Raw genomic sequence first — 15,855 nt, 5'->3', positions numbered from 1 at the left:
CTCACCTTTCCCCCGTGGTGTCGGACGACTTCTGGAGATTCCCACCAGCGGGTCGACGGCGGATCTGCCGAACGACGTATGTCGGCGTACAGCAACCATTTAGTCGTAATGACGACGCGGGGAGTACCACAGGTTGGATTTACCCTTATGAACCCCTCAGCGAGTGCCACTAGGCTGCGTGCCATGGCCAGCGATGTGGACACCGCACCGCTCGTCGGCCGGGCGGACGCGGTGGCGATGGTGCGCGCCGCCCTGCTCGACGGGGTGCCCCAGGGGCAGACCGCCGCGGTCTTCGTCAACGGCGAGAGCGGCGTCGGGAAGAGTCGCCTGCTCGGCGAGGTGGCCGGCGGGCTGCGGACGGCCGGCGCGGTGGTGCTCACCGGGAGCTGCCTGGACATCGGCGACGCCTCCCCGCTGCATCCGCTGCTGCAGGCGTTGCGCCGCTTCGAGAACGAGGCGTCCCACGCCCGCGCCTCCTCGGCGGTACGCGGCCTGCTGCAGATGTTCGCCGACGAGACCCCGGGCAGCGACGGCGCGGGCACCCTGCTGGAACGGGTGTCACGGGGGCTGCACCTGATCGCCGAGGGGCGACCGCTGGTGTTGGTCCTCGACGATCTGCAGTGGGTGGACCGCAGCACCCGGCAGCTCCTGCTGTACCTGCTGGCCGGGCTCGGTGACATCCAGCTCTCGGTGCTGGCCGCGATCCGCGCCGAGGCGTTGCAGGGCGCGCACCCGCTGCGCCGGGTGCTGACCGAGCTGCGTCGGCTGCGTTCGGTGCGGGTGCTCGACCTGGGGCCGCTGGGCCGGGCCGAGACCGACCAGCTCGCCGCGGCGATCGTGGGTCGGCCGCTGACCACCGACGCGGCCGAGCGGGTGTGGCGGCGCAGCGGCGGCAACCCGTTCCTGGTGGAGGAGCTGGCCCGGGACCTGCGGGACGGGCGTGACGGGATACCGGTCACCCTGCGGGAGATCTTCCTCGACCGGGTGGACGCGTTGCCGGCGCACGCCCACGAGGTGGTGCGCGCGGTCGCGGCCGGCGTGGAGCCGGTGGAGCACTGGCTGCTGGCCCGGGTGGTCCCGTTGCCGGAGAACGAGCTCCTGGAGGCGGTCCGGGCGGCCCGGGACCATCGGCTGCTGATCGACGCCGAGGACGCGTACCAGCTCCGGCACCGGCTGGTCGCCGAGGTGCTGGTGCACGAGCTGCTTCCGGCCGAACGCGCGGCCCTGCACCGGCGGTACGCCGAGGCGTTGGCCGCCGGTCCGCCGCCGTCGCACCGGCCCCGGGCGGTGGACGGGCCGCCCCAGTTGCACCAGGCGCGGCTGGCCCACCACTGGCGGCGGGCCGGCGAGCCGGCCCGGGCCCTGCGGGCGGCGGTGGCCGCGGCCGAGGAGGCCGAGCGGCTGCACGGGTACGCCGAGGCGCACCGGCACTGGTCGATCGCGCTGGAGGCGGCGGCGGTCACCGGCCCGGGGCACGAGCAGCGGGTGACCCTGCTGGAGAAGGCCGCGGAGGCGGCCCACCACTGTGGTGAGCACGCCCGCGCGCTGGCCCTGCTGGAGGAGCGGGCCGGCCTGCCCGGCGCGCCGACCTGCGCCCTGCACATCCGGCGGGCGCGCTATCTCGCCGCCGCCGGTCGCTCCGCGCTGGCCGAGGAGGAGTACCAGCGGGCCCTGGCCGCTGCGGACTGCTCCCCGCACGAACGGGCCGGCGCGGCCGCCCGTCTGGCGGAGCTGCTGCTGCAACTCGGTCGGTACGCCGAGGCCAACCGGCAGGCCCGGACGGCGCTGGAGCTGGCGGCGGCGGTGGAGACGGCCACTCCGGCAGCGTCGGTGGACGGCGTGCCGGTGGTGTCGGTGGAGACGCCGACCTCGACGGCGAGGGTGGTGGCCAGCTCCGCTCTCGGCTTCAGCGAGGCGCGCCTGGAGGATCCGGACGCCGGTCTGGCGGTGGTCCGGGAGGCGTTGGAGACCGCCGAGCGGTCCGGCCGGCCGGGCGACGTCGAGCTCGCGTACTTCCACCTGGCCACCCTGCTGACCGAGTCGCTCAACGTGGAGGAGGGCGTGGTGGTGGCCCGCCGGGGCGCGGAGCGGGTCGCCGAGCTGGGCAAGGGCCGTACCTCGGAGACCCGGTTGCTGGCCACCGCCGCGAACGGGCTGTTCCGGGTCGGCCAGTGGGCCGAGGCGGAGAAGGTCATCGCCGCCGCGCTGCGCCACCGGCCGTCCGGCGCGGACGCCGCGGAGCTGCTGCTGGCCCGCTGCCGACTCTCCGTCGGGTACGGCGACGTGGACGCCGCCGACCGGGATCTGGAGGCGGTGGCCACCCTGCTGGCCGGGGGCGGCTCGGCCCGGCACGTGCTGCCGATGCTGACCCTCCGGGCCGGGCTGGCCATGTGGCAGGGGCGGCACGCGGAGGCGCGGCACGCGGTGGCCCGGGGGCTGACCGAGAGCCGCTCGGACGACATCGTGCTGCTGGGCACGCTGGTCTGGCACGGGTTGCGGGCCGAGGCGGAGGCGTACGCGAATCGGACCGTCCCGGTGGACGAGACGGCGGTCCGGCGGCTGCGGGAGATCGCCGACCGGGTCCGTCGCAAGAGCGCCCAGGCCGCCCGACCGGTGCGCGACGTGGTCGAGGCGTTCCTGGCGCTCTGCGACGCCGAGGTCGGTCGGCTCGACGGCCCCGGCGACCCCGAGCTGTGGGCGCACGCGGCCCGGGTGTGGGACCGGCGCAACCAGCCCTACCCGGCGGCGTACGCCCGGCTGCGGCAGGCCGAGGCGCTGCTGGCCCGGCGTACCCGTGACCCGGTGCCGGCCGCTCTGCTGCGGGAGGCGTACGAGATGGCCCAGTCGTTGGGCGCCCGGCCGTTGAGCGAGGAGATCCTGGCGCTGGCGACCCGGGCCCGGGTGTCGGTGCGGACGGCCACCGAGGTGGCCGACGCGCCGCCGCCCGAGCCGGCGCCCGACGAGCTGGCGGTGCTGACCCCGCGTGAGCGGGAGGTGCTGGCCCTGGTGGCCGAGGGGCTGACCAACCGGGAGATCGGCCAGCGGCTGTTCATCAGCGAACGCACCATCGGCGTGCACGTGTCGCACATCTTCGACAAGCTCCAGGTCCGGACGAGGGTCCAGGCCAGCGCGATCCACCTGCGGCACCGGCCCCGCTGAGGTCGGCGAGGGATACGTCGTTCTACTGATCCGCGAGCTCTGCTCGGCTGCCAGGCTGGGCACCGGCGGCGACCCGGGGGCGCCGCAGGAGCACAGTGGAGGAAAGATGACCGAATCGGTCTGGGGTCCGGTCCACCAGGACATCGTCGACCTGCTCGCCGAGCATCCCGCTGACGTGCCGGCCGTGGTCGACCACCTCACCAAGTTGCAGGACGTCCTGGTGCGCCTGCCTCCGTTGCAGGCCAGTTGCCCGTTGGCGGACTTCAACGGGCTGTACCTGACGATCACCGAGAAGGTGCTGGAGCGGCTGTACGACGGCAGCTTCGCCGACCCGGCGTTCCTGTCCCGGCTCGACGTGGAGTTCGCCGCCCGGTACTTCGACGCGCTGCGGCTGTGGACCGAGGGCAGCCCGGGCACGCCGCAGGCCTGGACCTGCATCCTGGAGCGGATGCAGGGCCCGGACGCCCGGCCGTTGCCGTCGGCGGCGGCGGGGGTCAACGCGCACATCAACTTCGATCTGCCGTTCGCCCTGGTGACCACGTTCGACCACCTGGAGTCCGAGCCGGTCGACGGCAGCGACCAGCACCGGGACTACCTCCAGATCAACGAGATCTTCGCCGAGTCGATCCCGGTGTTGCGGCGGGGCTACCTGGACCGCTGGCAGTTGATCATCGACACCCTCAACGGCAACCTCGACGACTGGTACCAGGGTGGGCTGGTGGAGTACACCCGGGACGTGGCGTGGCGCAACGCGCAGCGGATCTGGCGGGTACGGCACGACACCCTCGCCCGGGAGGGGGAGCGGGCCCGGCTCGACGACACCGCCGCCCGGCTCGGCCGGCTGCTGCTCTCGCCCCTCGGGGCGCTGCTCCAATAGCCGCCGGCCGCGCCGCGCGGCGTTCGACGCCTCCGTCGCTGCCGTCCGACGGGGCGTCGGCGTCGACGGATGACCGACCCAGAGCGGTATCCGGTAGATCTTGCCGATCCGCGTCTTTTGCCACCTACCGTGTAGGGGTGGGAGGGGAGGCCAATGGCGAACCGGCGGCGCAACGGGGGACAGGTCCGGCGTACCGAGGTGCGGCGTCGACCCGACCCGGCCACGGCGCGGCGTCGACCCGACCCGGCTGCCGGTGGCCGTCCGCCCGGCTGGGTTCCGGGCCGCGACGACGGGCGCGTCCTGCCGGACCACGTCGAGGTCCCGAGCCGGGCCGACCCGCCGCCGGGGCCGCTGCGGCGGTGGATGTTCCGGCACTTCGTCCAGCCGGCCGGGCCGGAGGCGGGGGAGGGCAGCGTCCGGGCCCACCCGTGGTGGCGGGTGATGTGCCTGACCGGGGTCGACTACTTCTCCACCCTGTCGTACCTGCCGGGGATCGCGGTGCTCGCCGCCGGGGTGCTCTCCCCGCTGGCGACCCTGGCGATCGTGGCGCTGACCCTGGCCGGCATGCTGCCGATGTACCGGCGGGTGGCCGGGGAGAGCCCGCACGGTCAGGGCTCGGTGGCGATGCTGGAACGGCTGCTGCCGTTCTGGCGCGGCAAGCTCTTCGTCCTGGTGCTGCTCGGTTTCGTCGCCACCTCGTGGATCATCACGATCACCCTCTCCGCCGCCGACGCTACCGTGCACCTGCTGGAGAACCCGTACCTGCCGGCGGCGCTCGCCGGCCGGACCGTCGCGGTGCTGGTGACCGTCGCGCTGCTGCTCGTCCTCGGCGGGGTGTTCCTGCTCGGCTTCCGGGAGGCGGTCGGCGTCGCCGTCCCGCTGGTGGTGGCCTTCCTGCTGCTCAACGCGGTCGTGGTGGGATCCGGGCTGGCTGCGGTCGCCGCCGACGGGCAGGTGCTGCGGGACTGGTGGGGCGCGGTCGGCGCGCTCGGTGGGCCGGGCGACGTACTGGTCACCGCCGTGCTCGCGTTCCCGCTGCTGGTGCTGGGGCTGTCCGGGTTCGAGACCGGGGTGAGCATGATGCCGTTGGTGGCCGGCGCCGGGGAGGATCCCGGGCAGCGGTTGCGGGCCCGGATCCGCAACACCCGCCGCCTGCTCACCACCGCCGCCCTGATCATGTCGGGCTACCTGGTCAGCACCAGCCTGGTGACCACCCTGCTGGTTCCCGAGACGGAGCTGCGGCCGGGCGGCGCGGCCGAGGGGCGGGCCCTGGCGTACCTGGCCCACCAGCGCCTCGGTGAGCTCTTCGGCACCGCGTACGACGTCAGCAGCGTGCTCATCCTGTGGTTCGCCGGGGCCTCGGCGATGGCCGGGCTGATCAACATCGTGCCGCGGTACCTTCCGTCGTACGGGATGGCGCCGGAGTGGGGACGGGCGGTGCGCCCGGTGGTGATCGTCTACACGCTGGTCAGCGTGGCGATCACGGTGGCCTTCGGGGCGTCCGTCACCGCGCAGGCCGGCGCGTACGCCACCGGCATCCTGGCGATGCTGGTCTCCGCGGCGGTGGCGGTCACCATCTCCGCGCTGCGCCGCCGACGCCGTCGGCTGGTGGCCGGCTACGCCGTGCTCACCGTGGTCCTGCTGTACGCGCTGGTCGAGAACGTGGTGGCCAAGCCGGACGGGATCGCCATCTCGGCGCTGTTCATCGCCGCGATCATCGTGGTGTCGCTGGTGTCCCGGGTCTCCCGGACCACCGAGCTGCGTGCCGACCGGGTCGACTTCGACGAGGCCGCCCGCCGGTTCGTCACCGATTCGCTGCGGCGTAGCGGCCGGTTGCACCTGATCGCCCACAAGCGTGGCCCCGGCTCGGCGAAGGAGTACACGCTCAAGGAGCGGGGGCAGCGCGCGATGAACCCGGTGCCCGGCGCGACCGACGTCCTCTTCCTGGAGATCGACGTGACCGACCCGTCGGGATTCCGGGACGTGCTGCGGGTACGCGGGGTGGAGGTGGCCGGGTACCGGGTGTTGCGCGCCGGCAGCCCGGCCACCCCGAACGCCATCGCGGCGATCCTGCTGGCGCTGCGGGACGGCGCCGGGGTACGCCCGCACTGCCACTTCGAATGGTCCGAGGGCAGCCCGGTCGCACATCTGGTGCGGTATTTGGTGCTCGGTCGGGGCGACACTCCACCGGTGGTACGCGAGATCCTCCGCAGGGCCGAGCCCGATCCGACCCGTCGACCCGGCATCCACGTGGGCGGCTGACCAACCGGGCCGCTCCGGCGCACCGCCTGGGATCCGATCCGCTCCCGGCGCGCGGCTGCTCGTGTCCCGTGGGCGCTCGCGACGGAGAGGCGGTCGGATCGGTGTGCCGGGCTGATGGTGACGTTGGGCGCCGGTACCTGGGGTCAACTACCCGTAGTGACCGCCCGGCTTGGCCGTCGTTTCGTTGCGCAGTGTGACGCCATAGGTGACGGTTGTCCACCCAGTCGCAGGCTTTGCTCTGCACCCGTATCGGCACCACTCTGCTTGAGCATGGGAAACATCGGCAGGGTGAGGTGGTGTCGCATTGGGGGTCTGATCACCGTGGGTAATCGGTGCGTATCAGGGCGCAGAGCAAAGGGAGCAACGAGATGTGCGGGTATCCGGCAGGGCATCACTGAACGTGAGGGTGGTGGCGTGGTGTCGTGGTGTCGTGCGACGACGTGCGGGCGCGCGCCGGGTGGGTCGTGTGGGGATCCAGGAGGTACCGGGCGGCGCGGGGGTGCTCGGTGAGGGCGAGGGCGCAGGCCTCCAGTAGGGCGTCGTACGACGGCTGCCGGGGATCGGACGCGATGACCTGGCGCTGCCATCGGGTGGAGCGCGTCCCGCGCGGACGCGCTCCAGGCGGTGGCACCGACCGCGGTGGCCCACCGTCCTTGCCGAAGCCTGGCCGGCCGGTGACCACCGGCACGCCCAGATCATCCGGGCCGCCCGGCTCAACCGACCGGGACATCAACCCATCCTCCTAGGATGCTGTAGGGGTAGCATGGCCGGTCGCGCCTGACGACGGACTCCCGTCAGACACGCGCCGGCCCGCGTCACCACTTGGTGGACGCGGGCCGGAAGAGAAGGAACTGACGGGCGACCTTCTACTCGGAGGGTTGGGGGAGCGTGCAGTCGACCTTGGGGTTGGCCCCGATGTAGTTCAGCGGGCCGGCCACCACCGTGACCAGGATCGTGCCGGCCTCGGCGCAGTTGGTGTCGTCACCCTTGAAATAGCCCCGCTGGCCAGCGGCGACCGCGCCGATGACGAGCCAGATGACCAGAAGAACGCCGAAAATCGACGGGCCACGCCGCATGGCTGCCTCCTCGTTGACAGTGGTCAAGGTGAGGCAGGGTGTACCCACCCCCCGCAAACGCCCAAACAGCCGCCCGCCCCCGCCGGCCCGCCGGCGGGGGCGGGCGGGAGCGGGTCAGGCGGTGGCGGGGCGGGGCAGCACCTTCTCCACCTCGTCCGGAGCGCCGGCGAGCAGCCTGGCCTGCTGCGGCCAGGTCGCCAGGCCGGGCGCGCTGCGCAGGCCGGCCGTCCGGACCAGCTCACGCAGGCGAGGCTCGTCCCACTCGGCGAGCTGCCGGTAGGTGCGGATACCGGCGTCCTGCAACACGGTGGCGATCTTCGGGCCGATGCCCTGGATCCGCCGGAAGTCGTCGGGACCGGAGGATTCGTCAGAGGCGATGGGCTCGTCGGAGGCGGAGGATTCGTCAGGAGCGATGGGCTCGTCGGGGGCGGAGGACTCGTCAGGGGCGATGGACTCGTCGGAGGCACGCGGGCCGGGAATGCTCCCGCTCGGCAGCGGGGCGACGGCCGCCGGTTCGTCCGTCACCGGCCCGTCGACAGCCCCGTCCGTCGACGTCGCGTCGACCGACGCGGCCGGGGGCGCGACGGAAACGGGCTCGGGCTCGGGCGACGTCGCCGGGACGCTCTCCTCGCTGCTCGGGGGAGCCGTCGGCGTCACGTCGGTCTGGGCCGCCGCCGGATCGACCGCATCCGGCGCGACCTCGGACGTGGTCGGGGACATCTCGGCGACCTCGGGCGTGGCGGGCGCCACCTCGGCGACCGGGGACGCGGTTGCCGTCGGGAGGGCGTCGGACGTCCGGTCCGGTGTGGCGGAGTCGTCGTCGGCCGGCGCGGCGACCGGAGAGCTCGTCGGGGCGACGGGTCGGGTCGGGACCGGCTGGGCCGGGACCGGCTGGGCCGGGTTCTCCCTCGACCGCGTCCGGTCGGCGGCCGGCCGGCCGCGTAGCGCCCAACCGGCCGCGGTGCCGGCGATCAGAGCCAGGATCAGTAACAGTGTGTGCCCGAAAGTCCACGCCACGGCGTACCTCCCATTGCGTACGGCGGAAGTGCGAGAAAAGTCCGCCGAAGCTTCGCATACCCGGGTTACCGGCTCAGCCAGGCCGGGAGCGTGTCGGACGGATCGGCCCGACGGGCAGGTGGGAGGGCGGCCACGTGGACGCGCCGTGCCGCGTCGACGTGGCGGTGGGTGACGGGCTGCCGGTCAGCGGGCCGGCGTCGGCGCAGGCCGGCCCGGCGTGGGCGCGCCGACGGGGTCAGTCGGGCGCGCCCCGGTAGGCGTAGATCTCGTCGACGAACCGCTGCCGCAGCCTCGGTACCCGGCTGACGACTCCGAAGTAGCCGCGGGCGCCGAGCAGGGCGAGTCGACCGACGACCGGACGGTAGAGGGCGTCGTCGCCGTTGGTGCCGTTGTCCTTCAGCGAGTCGGCGACCCGGGCGAACCCGTACGGCAGCATCTGCGCCTCGTACGTGCCGACGGCGTCCAGGAGGGTCTTCTCGCCGTTGGCCGCGGCGGTGATCTGCCGGCAGAGCAGGGCGGCGTCACGCAGGGCGGTGTTCGCGCCGGAGCCGCGTCCCGGGGTCATGGTGTGGATGGCGTCGCCGAGCAGGGTGACGGTGCTGGGCTTCCAGGGCGGGACCGGTTCGGAGGTGGCCACCTTGACCGGCAGGCAACTGCCGGGGTCGCTGCGGGCGATGAGCTCCCGCAGGTGGGGGTGCCAGCCTCTGGTCAGTTCGAGGGCGATCTGGACGAGGTCCTCGCCGCGGCGGCGCATGATGTCGGCCGGGAAACGGCGGGTGGCGCTCCAGACGACGATGGCGATGTAGTCGCGGGTGTTGTCGTAGAGGAGTCCGGGCCAGTGGCCGAGCAGTTCGGCGTCGGCGCTGCCGATGCCGGACCGTGGCCGTCCCGTGGTGTCCCACTTGAACTCCATGACGTGCAGGATGCCCATCACGCCGCCGTTGGCGAAGATCAGGGAGATGCCGTGCAGGATCCGCTCGGTCAGCAGGCTGCGGGTGTGTTCGGTGAGCGGGATCTTCATGGCGATGTTGATGGTGCCGGCGTCGCGGGTGACGGCGTGCGGCAGGTACTGCCGGCGGATGGCGGAGTGGGTGCCGTCGGCGGCCACCAGCAGGTCCCCGGTGGCGGTGCCGCCGTCGGCGAAACGCGCGGTCACGGCGCCGTCGTCGTGCTGTTCGTAGCCGACGCAGGTCCGGTCGAAGTGGACCACGTCGTCCATGCCGGTGAGCAGGACCTGGCGCAGGGTCATCCGGGAGACGGACCGGTCGGTGCCGAGCGGGTCGGTGTCGGGTCGCAGGGCGAACGACGCGGTCTGGCGGAGTTTCTCCGTGATGACGTTGAAGTAGGCGGGGGATCGGGCGCAGGTGGCGACGAAGGTGTCGAACAGCTCCGGTGGCAGGCATTCGCGTAACGCCCGACTGCCGGTGGGGCCGATGCCGACCCGGTAGCCGAGCAGTCCGTCGGTGCGGGCGCGGTGGCGTTCGTAGACGGCGACGCTGACGCCCGCCCGGCGCAGGCCGTGGGCGAGGCACAGGCCGCCGGTGCCGGCGCCGATGACCAGGACGTGGGGACGGCTGGGGGACACGGGACCTCCTGTGGCGTGGTCAGTCGGCGGGGCCGGGGGACGGGCTGGCGGTGGCGTCCCAGCGGTAGAAGCAGCCGGCGATGGCGTCCCGGGGTTGGCGCCAGGTCGGCAGGTACGGGGACGTGTGGGCGGAGAGCCGTTCGTTGACCTGGAGGTAGAGCGGGTGGGTGCGGGCGTCGGCCGCCGCGCCGGGGTCGACGTCGGTGGTCTCCATCAGGTGCAGGCAGATGTCGTGCAGGCAGTACAGGGAGCGGTGCCGTACGCCGGTCATGGCGGGCAGCCCGGTGGCGTCGGATTCGCCGAAGATCTGGGCGATGCGTCCTTCCGAGCCGGGGACGATCCTGCTGACGGTCAGTAGCCGACCCATCGGTACCCCTTTCGCGGCCGGTGCCCGGGCCCGGTGGGCGCCCGTAAGGTCACCGTGCCGGTGGCGCTGTCACGGCGCCGTCATCCGGGGGCGGGTGGTGGTGACGGCGTGGTGGTCCGGGGTCGGCGTCGGGTGGGCGGGGGCCGGGTGGGGTGGGGCGGCGGCGGATGGGGGCGAGGGTGTCGTCGAGCAGCGCGGACATGGCCGCGGAGGGTTCGAGGTGGAGTTCCCGCAGGATCAGGTCGCGGTAGACGTAGAAGGCGTGCAGGGCCTCGAAGGCGTTGCCTTCGGCGAGGTGGATCTGGACGACCAGGCGGTGCGGGGTCTCCCGGAGCGGCTCGGCGGCCATGGCCTCCAGGGCGGCCTGGAGCGCCTCACCGTGTCGGCCGGCGGTCAGGTGGGTGCGGGCGATCTGTTCGAGCATGTGCAGGCGGAGTTGGCGGAGTCGTTCCCGTTCCAGCAGCACCCAGTCGTCGTACCAGCCGGGGAGCAGGTCGTGTCGGCCGGCGGCGAGGGCGCGGGCGGCGGCGCGGGGGTCGCCGTCGTCGGCGACGCGCGCGGCGGTGCGGACCAGGTCGTCGACGTCCAGGTCGACGGCGGGGTCGAGGCGGACGGTGTCGCCGATGGTGTGCAGGGGGCAGCAGGGGTCCTGGCGGAGTCGCCAGATGGCGGTGCGTAGGGAGGACAGGGCGCGTTCCTCGGTGGCGTCGGGCCAGAGCAGCCCGGCGAGGTGGCTGCGGGTGGTGCCGGGGCGCAACCCGATCAGCGCGATGACCCGTTGCAGTCCGCGGGGCACCACGACGGGTTTCGCGTCGTGCAGCAGTCGGAAGCCGCCGAGCAGGAGCAGCCGGACGTGGCGGGTGGTGGTCGGCATGCCGGTGTCAGAGGCCACGGCCGCGTACCCCCCTGCAGCGAGAACCGGGAACCCGTCGTCCACGGTGTCCGCCAGTGGCTGCCGCCCGACGGCGTGCTGTCGCGGCGCGGTCACGGGTGGGCCCTGACGGTGGGCTGACCGCGACGAAGATTATCGGTATCGATTACGCTGGGTCAACAGGGTGGTCGGGAAGTGTACTTGTCGGCGCGTTCCGAGAATGCCTCTGAGCTGGAAAATCTGGTGTGTGGTCGGCTGGAGTGTGGTGCCCTGGCGTCAACCGAGCGTCACGGCTGGGGTGGGGCGGTGAACGGTTCCGGGTGACGCCGGGATGACGCCGTCGTCGGCATCGTGTCCGCAGCCGTCCGGCCGTGGCGCCGGCCGGCGTACGCCGTAGGGGGAGGGCCAGCATGGACCGTTCGTTGATCGTCGCGAAGGTGTTGCCGACCGCCGAGGGGCGGGTCGCGGAGATCTTCGCCGAGTCGGACGCGACGGAGCTGCCGCGTCTGGTCGGGGTGCGGCACCGGTCGTTGTACCGGCTGCACGACCTCTACGTGCACCTGTTGGAGACCGACGCGGCGGGGGAGGGCGTGGTGGAGCACGCCCGGCAGCATCCCGAGTTCAGTCGGATCAGTGACCGGCTGCGGCCCTACATCTCGCCGTACCTGCCGACCTGGCGGTCTCCCCGGGACGCGCTGGCGCGCTGTTTCTACCAGTGGGACGCGTCGTCCAACGGGCGACGGCGATGAACCCGGCACTCTGAGGAGGATCCGATGACCGTCACCCGAGGACCGGCCGCTACGGCCCTGGCCACCGAGATCACCGACATTCTGGTGGCGCACTGCGGGTTGGATCCGCAGGCGCCGGCGCGGGCGCCCGCGGCCACCCTCGCCGAGTTGGGGATGGACTCGTTGGCGCTGCTGGAGTTGCAGGCCGTGGTCGCCGACCGGTACCGGGCGCGGATTCCGGCCGAGACCCAGGAGCTGACCATCGCCGCCGTCGCCGAGCTGGTCGCCGGGCAGCGCGACGGTGACGCGGTCGGGCCGGTCGGCCGGGCCGGGTCCGCTGCCGGGCCGGCCGACCGGCACGGGCACACCGAGAACAGCATCGTCGTCGGCGCGCCCCTGCCGTTGGTGTGGGAGGTGACCAACGACGTGGCGACGTGGCCGGACCTGTTCACCGAGTACCGGTCGGTGGAGATCCTGGAACGGTACGGCCACACCGTGCGGTTCCGGTTGACGATGCATCCCGATCCGGACGGGACGGTGTGGAGCTGGGTCAGCGAGCGCACCGTGGATCCGGTCGCCAGGGAGGTGCACGCGCACCGGGTGGAGACCGGGCCGTTCGAGTACATGCGTATCCACTGGCGGTACACCCCGGAGCCGGACGGGAGCACCCGGATGACCTGGGTGCAGGACTTCCACCTGCGTCCGGGCGCGCCGCTGGACGACCGGGGGATGGAGGACCGGTTGAACACCAACACGCCGCTGCAGATGGCGGTCATCCGCGACAAGGTGGAGCTGCTGGCCCGGCGGCGTGGGCTGGAGGTCGACGACGATGAGTGAGACAGCCGACCGGGTGGTGGCGGCCCGGGGCGTGCCCGCCGACCGGCGGCGCGGCGGTGAGCTGCGGGTGCTGCTCGGCCCGAAGACGGTGGGATCGACGAGTGGTTTCCTGGGGGTGGCGGCGTTGCGGCCCGGGGAACGTGTCGCCGAGCACTACCACCCGTACAGCGAGGAGTTCCTCTACGTCTGCCGTGGCGCGATCATCGTCGACCTGGACGACCGGCCGGTGCCGTTGGCCGCGGGGGAGGCGCTGTTCGTGCCGGTGAACGTGCGGCACCGGCTGCGCAACACCGGCGACGAGCCGGCCGAGGTGGTGTTCCACCTCGGTCCGCTCGCGCCCCGACCGGAGCTGGGCCATGTCGACACCGAGGTTCATGCCGCCGGCGTGGATGCCGACGCCGGGGCGCACGCCGGCCCGACGGTGGCGGAGGCGACGTCGTGACCGGGCGGCGTACGGTGGTGACCGGGATCGGGGTGGTCGCCCCGGGCGGCGTGACCCGGGACCGGTTCTGGAAGGGCATCACCGAGGGGCGTACGGCCACCCGCCGGATCACGTTCTTCGACCCGTCGCCGTTCCGGTCCCAGTTGGCCGCCGAGTGCGACTTCGACCCGGAGGTCGCCGGGCTGTCGGTCGCCGAGCGTCGACGCTCCGACCGGTACGTGCAGTTCGCCCTGGCCTGCGCGGCGGAGGCGCTGGCCGACAGCGGTCTGGACCTCACCGACGCCGTCCGGGAGGTCGCCGGGGTGGTGCTCGGCACGGCGGTGGGCGGCACCACCGCGCTGGAGCAGGAGTACGTGCGGGTCAGTGACTCGGGCACGCGCTGGCTGGTGGACCCGGCCCGGGGCGGCCGGTACCTGTACCAGGCGTTGGTGCCCAGCAGCCTGGCCGCCGACGTGGCCTGCCGGTACGGGCTGCACGGCCCGGCGCAGGTGGTCTCCACCGGTTGCACGTCCGGCATCGACGCGATCGGGTACGCCCACCAGTTGGTCGTGGACGGGGAGGCCGACGTGGTGCTGGCCGGGGCGTCCGACTCGCCGATCTCCCCGGTGACGGTGGCGTCGTTCGACGCGATCGGGGCGACCACCCCGGACAACGACGACCCGGCGCACGCGTCCCGGCCGTTCGACGCGTCCCGGCGGGGTTTCGTGTTGGCCGAGGGGGCGGCGGTGCTGGTGCTGGAGGAGGCCGGGCACGCCCGGCGGCGGGGCGCGCACGTGTACTGCGAGGTGGCCGGGTACGCCAGCCGCAGCAACGGTTACCACATGACCGGGCTGCGCCCCGACGGGGTGGAGATGTCGCTGGCGATCGAGGACGCGTTGCGGCAGGCCCGGCTCAACCCGGACGAGGTGTCGTACGTGAGCGCGCACGGCTCGGGTACCCGGCAGAACGACAGGCACGAGACGGCCGCGTTCAAGCGGGCGTTGGGCGCGGCCGCGTACCGGGTGCCGGTCAGCTCGATCAAGTCGATGGTCGGGCATTCGCTCGGCGCGATCGGCTCGATCGAGATGGCCGCCTGTGCCCTGGCCATCGAGTACGGGGTGGTGCCGCCGACGGCCAACTGGGCCACCCGTGATCCGGAGTGCGATCTGGACTACGTGCCGAACGTGGCCCGGGAGCTGCCGGTGGACGTGGCGTTGTCGGTGGGCAGCGGGTTCGGCGGGTTCCAGTCGGCGCTGGTGTTCCGTCGGCTGCGCGGGCCGGTGTCGGGGTGAGCGTGCGGGCGGTGGTCACCGGCGTCGGGGTGGTCGCTCCGAGCGGGATCGGCGGGGACGCGCACTGGCGTACGGTGACCGCCGGGGCCCGGGTGACCGGCCCGATCACGCTGTTCGATCCGGACGGCCGTTATGCGACCCGGTTGGCCGGTGAGGTGCCCGACTTCGACGCCGCCCGGTACGCGGACCGCCGCCGGCTGGTGCAGACCGACAGGTGGACGCAGCTCGGGTTCGCGGCGACGGGCCTGGCGCTGGCCGACGCCGGGCTGCCCGAGCGGGCGCCCGACCCGTACGGGTACGCGGTCACCCTGGCCAGTTCCTCCGGTGGGAACCTGTTCGGTCAGCGTGAGCTGCAACGGTTGTGGGGTGGGTCGTCGCGGACGGTCGGGGCGTACCAGTCGATCGCCTGGTTCTACGCGGCCAGTGTCGGGCAGGTGTCCATCCACCACCAGTTCAAGGGGCCGAGCGGGGTGCTGGTCAGCGAGTCCGCCGGCGGGTTGGACAGTCTCGCCCATGCGGCGCGGACGATCCGGCGGGGCACCCCGGTGGTGGTGGCCGGGGCGACCGAGTGCCCGCTGAGTCCGTACGCGTTGGCCTGTCAGCTCCGGTCCGGGCTGCTCAGCGCTGTCGAGGATCCGGCGTTGGCGTACCGGCCGTTCGACGTGGCCGCCTCCGGTTATCTTCCGGCGGAGGGCGGCGCGGTGTTCGTGGTGGAGGAGCTCGGGCACGCGTTGGCCCGGGGCGCGCGGATCTACGGTGAGGTGGCCGGGTGGGGGGCCACCCATGACGCCGTGCACACCGGCCCGGACGCGGCCGGCGATCCGGTCCAGTACGCGCGGGCTGTCCGGTTGGCCCTGGGCCGGGCGGGGGTGGGTCCGGAGGCGGTGGACGTGGTCTTTCCGGACGCGCTCGGGACGCTCCGGTACGACCGCAGTGAGGCCGCCGCGTTGCGGGCGGTGTTCGGGTCGCGGCCGGTGCCGGTGACCACCCAGAAGCCGTTGACCGGCCGGGCCCACCAGGGCGGGTCGGCGCTGGACGTGGCGACCGCGCTGCTCGCCTTCCGGCACGGTCTGCTGCCCGTCTCGGCTGGCCCGGAGCAGCCGGCGGACGGCTGCGAGCTGGACTTCCTGCGTCGTGCTCGACGGCCGCGCAGCGGGATCGTGGTGGTGTGCGCCCGCGGTTTCGATGGTTTCAACAGCGCGTTGGTGCTGCGTGCGGCCCCTCCCGACGCCGGCCCGGCCGACGTCCCCCGGCCCGACGCCGGCCCGGCCGACGGCGATCAGGACGTCGCCGCCTGAGGGCGAATCTGTTCGGACGGTCGGAGTGGACGGTTGCCCGAGCGTCGCTCGGCCGGACGATCCTG

General features: G+C 73.3%; 13 protein-coding genes. 8 read left to right on the top strand and 5 right to left on the bottom strand.

The annotated features are described in order from the left end of the window. Nucleotides 1–183: 183 nt before the first annotated feature. The 3 genes from O7606_RS05995 to O7606_RS05985 all read left to right on the top strand — a co-directional run bounded on the left by O7606_RS05995 (nucleotide 184) and on the right by O7606_RS05985 (nucleotide 6,298). Nucleotides 184–3,159: a helix-turn-helix transcriptional regulator gene (locus O7606_RS05995; protein ID WP_281598063.1), complete on the top strand. Its 2,976-nt coding sequence runs from the start codon at nucleotides 184–186 to the stop codon at nucleotides 3,157–3,159. A 106-nt stretch (nucleotides 3,160–3,265) separates the two neighbouring features. Beyond that, entirely contained in the window at nucleotides 3,266–4,036 is a 771-nt protein-coding gene (locus tag O7606_RS05990) for a DUF5995 family protein (RefSeq protein ID WP_281598062.1), read from the top strand. A 153-nt stretch (nucleotides 4,037–4,189) separates the two neighbouring features. Next, nucleotides 4,190–6,298, top strand: coding sequence for an amino acid transporter (locus O7606_RS05985; RefSeq protein ID WP_281598061.1), 2,109 nt, complete (start codon nucleotides 4,190–4,192; stop codon nucleotides 6,296–6,298). An 866-nt stretch (nucleotides 6,299–7,164) separates the two neighbouring features. Here O7606_RS05985 and O7606_RS05980 read toward each other — a convergent pair. The 5 genes from O7606_RS05980 to O7606_RS05960 all read right to left on the bottom strand — a co-directional run bounded on the left by O7606_RS05980 (nucleotide 7,165) and on the right by O7606_RS05960 (nucleotide 11,217). Further along, nucleotides 7,165–7,374, bottom strand: coding sequence for a hypothetical protein (locus O7606_RS05980; protein WP_281599512.1), 210 nt, complete (start codon nucleotides 7,372–7,374; stop codon nucleotides 7,165–7,167). A gap of 114 nt (nucleotides 7,375–7,488) precedes the next feature. Continuing rightward, nucleotides 7,489–8,391, bottom strand: a complete 903-nt coding sequence (locus O7606_RS05975; RefSeq protein WP_281598060.1) for a hypothetical protein — start codon at nucleotides 8,389–8,391, stop codon at nucleotides 7,489–7,491. 235 nt (nucleotides 8,392–8,626) lie between these two features. Further along, nucleotides 8,627–9,976, bottom strand: a complete 1,350-nt coding sequence (locus O7606_RS05970) for an NAD(P)/FAD-dependent oxidoreductase (RefSeq protein WP_281598059.1) — start codon at nucleotides 9,974–9,976, stop codon at nucleotides 8,627–8,629. A 19-nt stretch (nucleotides 9,977–9,995) separates the two neighbouring features. Next, on the bottom strand, nucleotides 9,996–10,343 hold the full coding sequence (locus O7606_RS05965; protein WP_281598058.1) for a TcmI family type II polyketide cyclase: 348 nt from the start codon (nucleotides 10,341–10,343) through the stop codon (nucleotides 9,996–9,998). 49 nt (nucleotides 10,344–10,392) lie between these two features. After that, on the bottom strand, nucleotides 10,393–11,217 hold the full coding sequence (locus tag O7606_RS05960) for a bacterial transcriptional activator domain-containing protein (protein WP_281599510.1): 825 nt from the start codon (nucleotides 11,215–11,217) through the stop codon (nucleotides 10,393–10,395). A 407-nt stretch (nucleotides 11,218–11,624) separates the two neighbouring features. On the opposite strand from O7606_RS05960, the gene O7606_RS05955 reads away from it, so the two are divergent. The 5 genes from O7606_RS05955 to O7606_RS05935 are packed head-to-tail and all read left to right on the top strand — an operon-like array spanning nucleotide 11,625 to nucleotide 15,790. After that, complete coding sequence (locus tag O7606_RS05955) at nucleotides 11,625–11,963, top strand: TcmI family type II polyketide cyclase (RefSeq protein ID WP_281598057.1); 339 nt, start codon at nucleotides 11,625–11,627, stop codon at nucleotides 11,961–11,963. 24 nt (nucleotides 11,964–11,987) lie between these two features. After that, nucleotides 11,988–12,779 carry an SRPBCC family protein gene (locus O7606_RS05950; RefSeq protein ID WP_281598056.1) on the top strand — a complete coding sequence of 264 codons (792 nt, stop codon included), beginning with the start codon at nucleotides 11,988–11,990 and terminating at the stop codon, nucleotides 12,777–12,779. Beyond that, the gene (locus tag O7606_RS05945; protein WP_281598055.1) at nucleotides 12,772–13,221 is read left to right on the top strand and encodes a cupin domain-containing protein; all 450 of its coding nucleotides are present in this window, start codon (nucleotides 12,772–12,774) and stop codon (nucleotides 13,219–13,221) included. Before O7606_RS05950 ends, O7606_RS05945 begins: the two co-directional genes overlap by 8 nt. Then, nucleotides 13,218–14,492 (top strand): beta-ketoacyl-[acyl-carrier-protein] synthase family protein, encoded by a 1,275-nt coding sequence (locus tag O7606_RS05940; RefSeq protein WP_281598054.1) that lies wholly within the window; start codon nucleotides 13,218–13,220, stop codon nucleotides 14,490–14,492. The genes O7606_RS05945 and O7606_RS05940 overlap by 4 nt, the downstream gene beginning before the upstream one ends. After that, nucleotides 14,489–15,790, top strand: a complete 1,302-nt coding sequence (locus O7606_RS05935) for a beta-ketoacyl synthase N-terminal-like domain-containing protein (protein WP_281598053.1) — start codon at nucleotides 14,489–14,491, stop codon at nucleotides 15,788–15,790. Before O7606_RS05940 ends, O7606_RS05935 begins: the two co-directional genes overlap by 4 nt. The last annotated feature ends 65 nt before the right edge of the window (nucleotides 15,791–15,855 follow it).

This window comes from Micromonospora sp. WMMD882 (assembly GCF_027497255.1).
In the GTDB taxonomy this organism is placed as follows: Bacteria; Actinomycetota; Actinomycetes; order Mycobacteriales; family Micromonosporaceae; genus Micromonospora.
Note: the sequence above shows the minus strand (reverse complement) of the source record. Positions and strands in the feature narration are given on the sequence as shown.

Bases quoted from the DNA above. Each gene is read 5' to 3' on its own strand.
- O7606_RS05995 (WP_281598063.1), top strand. From the start codon at position 184: ATGGCCAGCGATGTGGACACCGCACCGCTCGTCGGCCGGGCGGACGCG.
- O7606_RS05990 (WP_281598062.1), top strand. From the start codon at position 3,266: ATGACCGAATCGGTCTGGGGTCCGGTCCACCAGGACATCGTCGACCTG.
- O7606_RS05985 (WP_281598061.1), top strand. From the start codon at position 4,190: ATGGCGAACCGGCGGCGCAACGGGGGACAGGTCCGGCGTACCGAGGTG.
- O7606_RS05980 (WP_281599512.1), bottom strand. From the start codon at position 7,374: ATGCGGCGTGGCCCGTCGATTTTCGGCGTTCTTCTGGTCATCTGGCTC.
- O7606_RS05965 (WP_281598058.1), bottom strand. From the start codon at position 10,343: ATGGGTCGGCTACTGACCGTCAGCAGGATCGTCCCCGGCTCGGAAGGA.
- O7606_RS05960 (WP_281599510.1), bottom strand. From the start codon at position 11,217: ATGCCGACCACCACCCGCCACGTCCGGCTGCTCCTGCTCGGCGGCTTC.
- O7606_RS05955 (WP_281598057.1), top strand. From the start codon at position 11,625: ATGGACCGTTCGTTGATCGTCGCGAAGGTGTTGCCGACCGCCGAGGGG.
- O7606_RS05950 (WP_281598056.1), top strand. From the start codon at position 11,988: ATGACCGTCACCCGAGGACCGGCCGCTACGGCCCTGGCCACCGAGATC.
- O7606_RS05945 (WP_281598055.1), top strand. From the start codon at position 12,772: ATGAGTGAGACAGCCGACCGGGTGGTGGCGGCCCGGGGCGTGCCCGCC.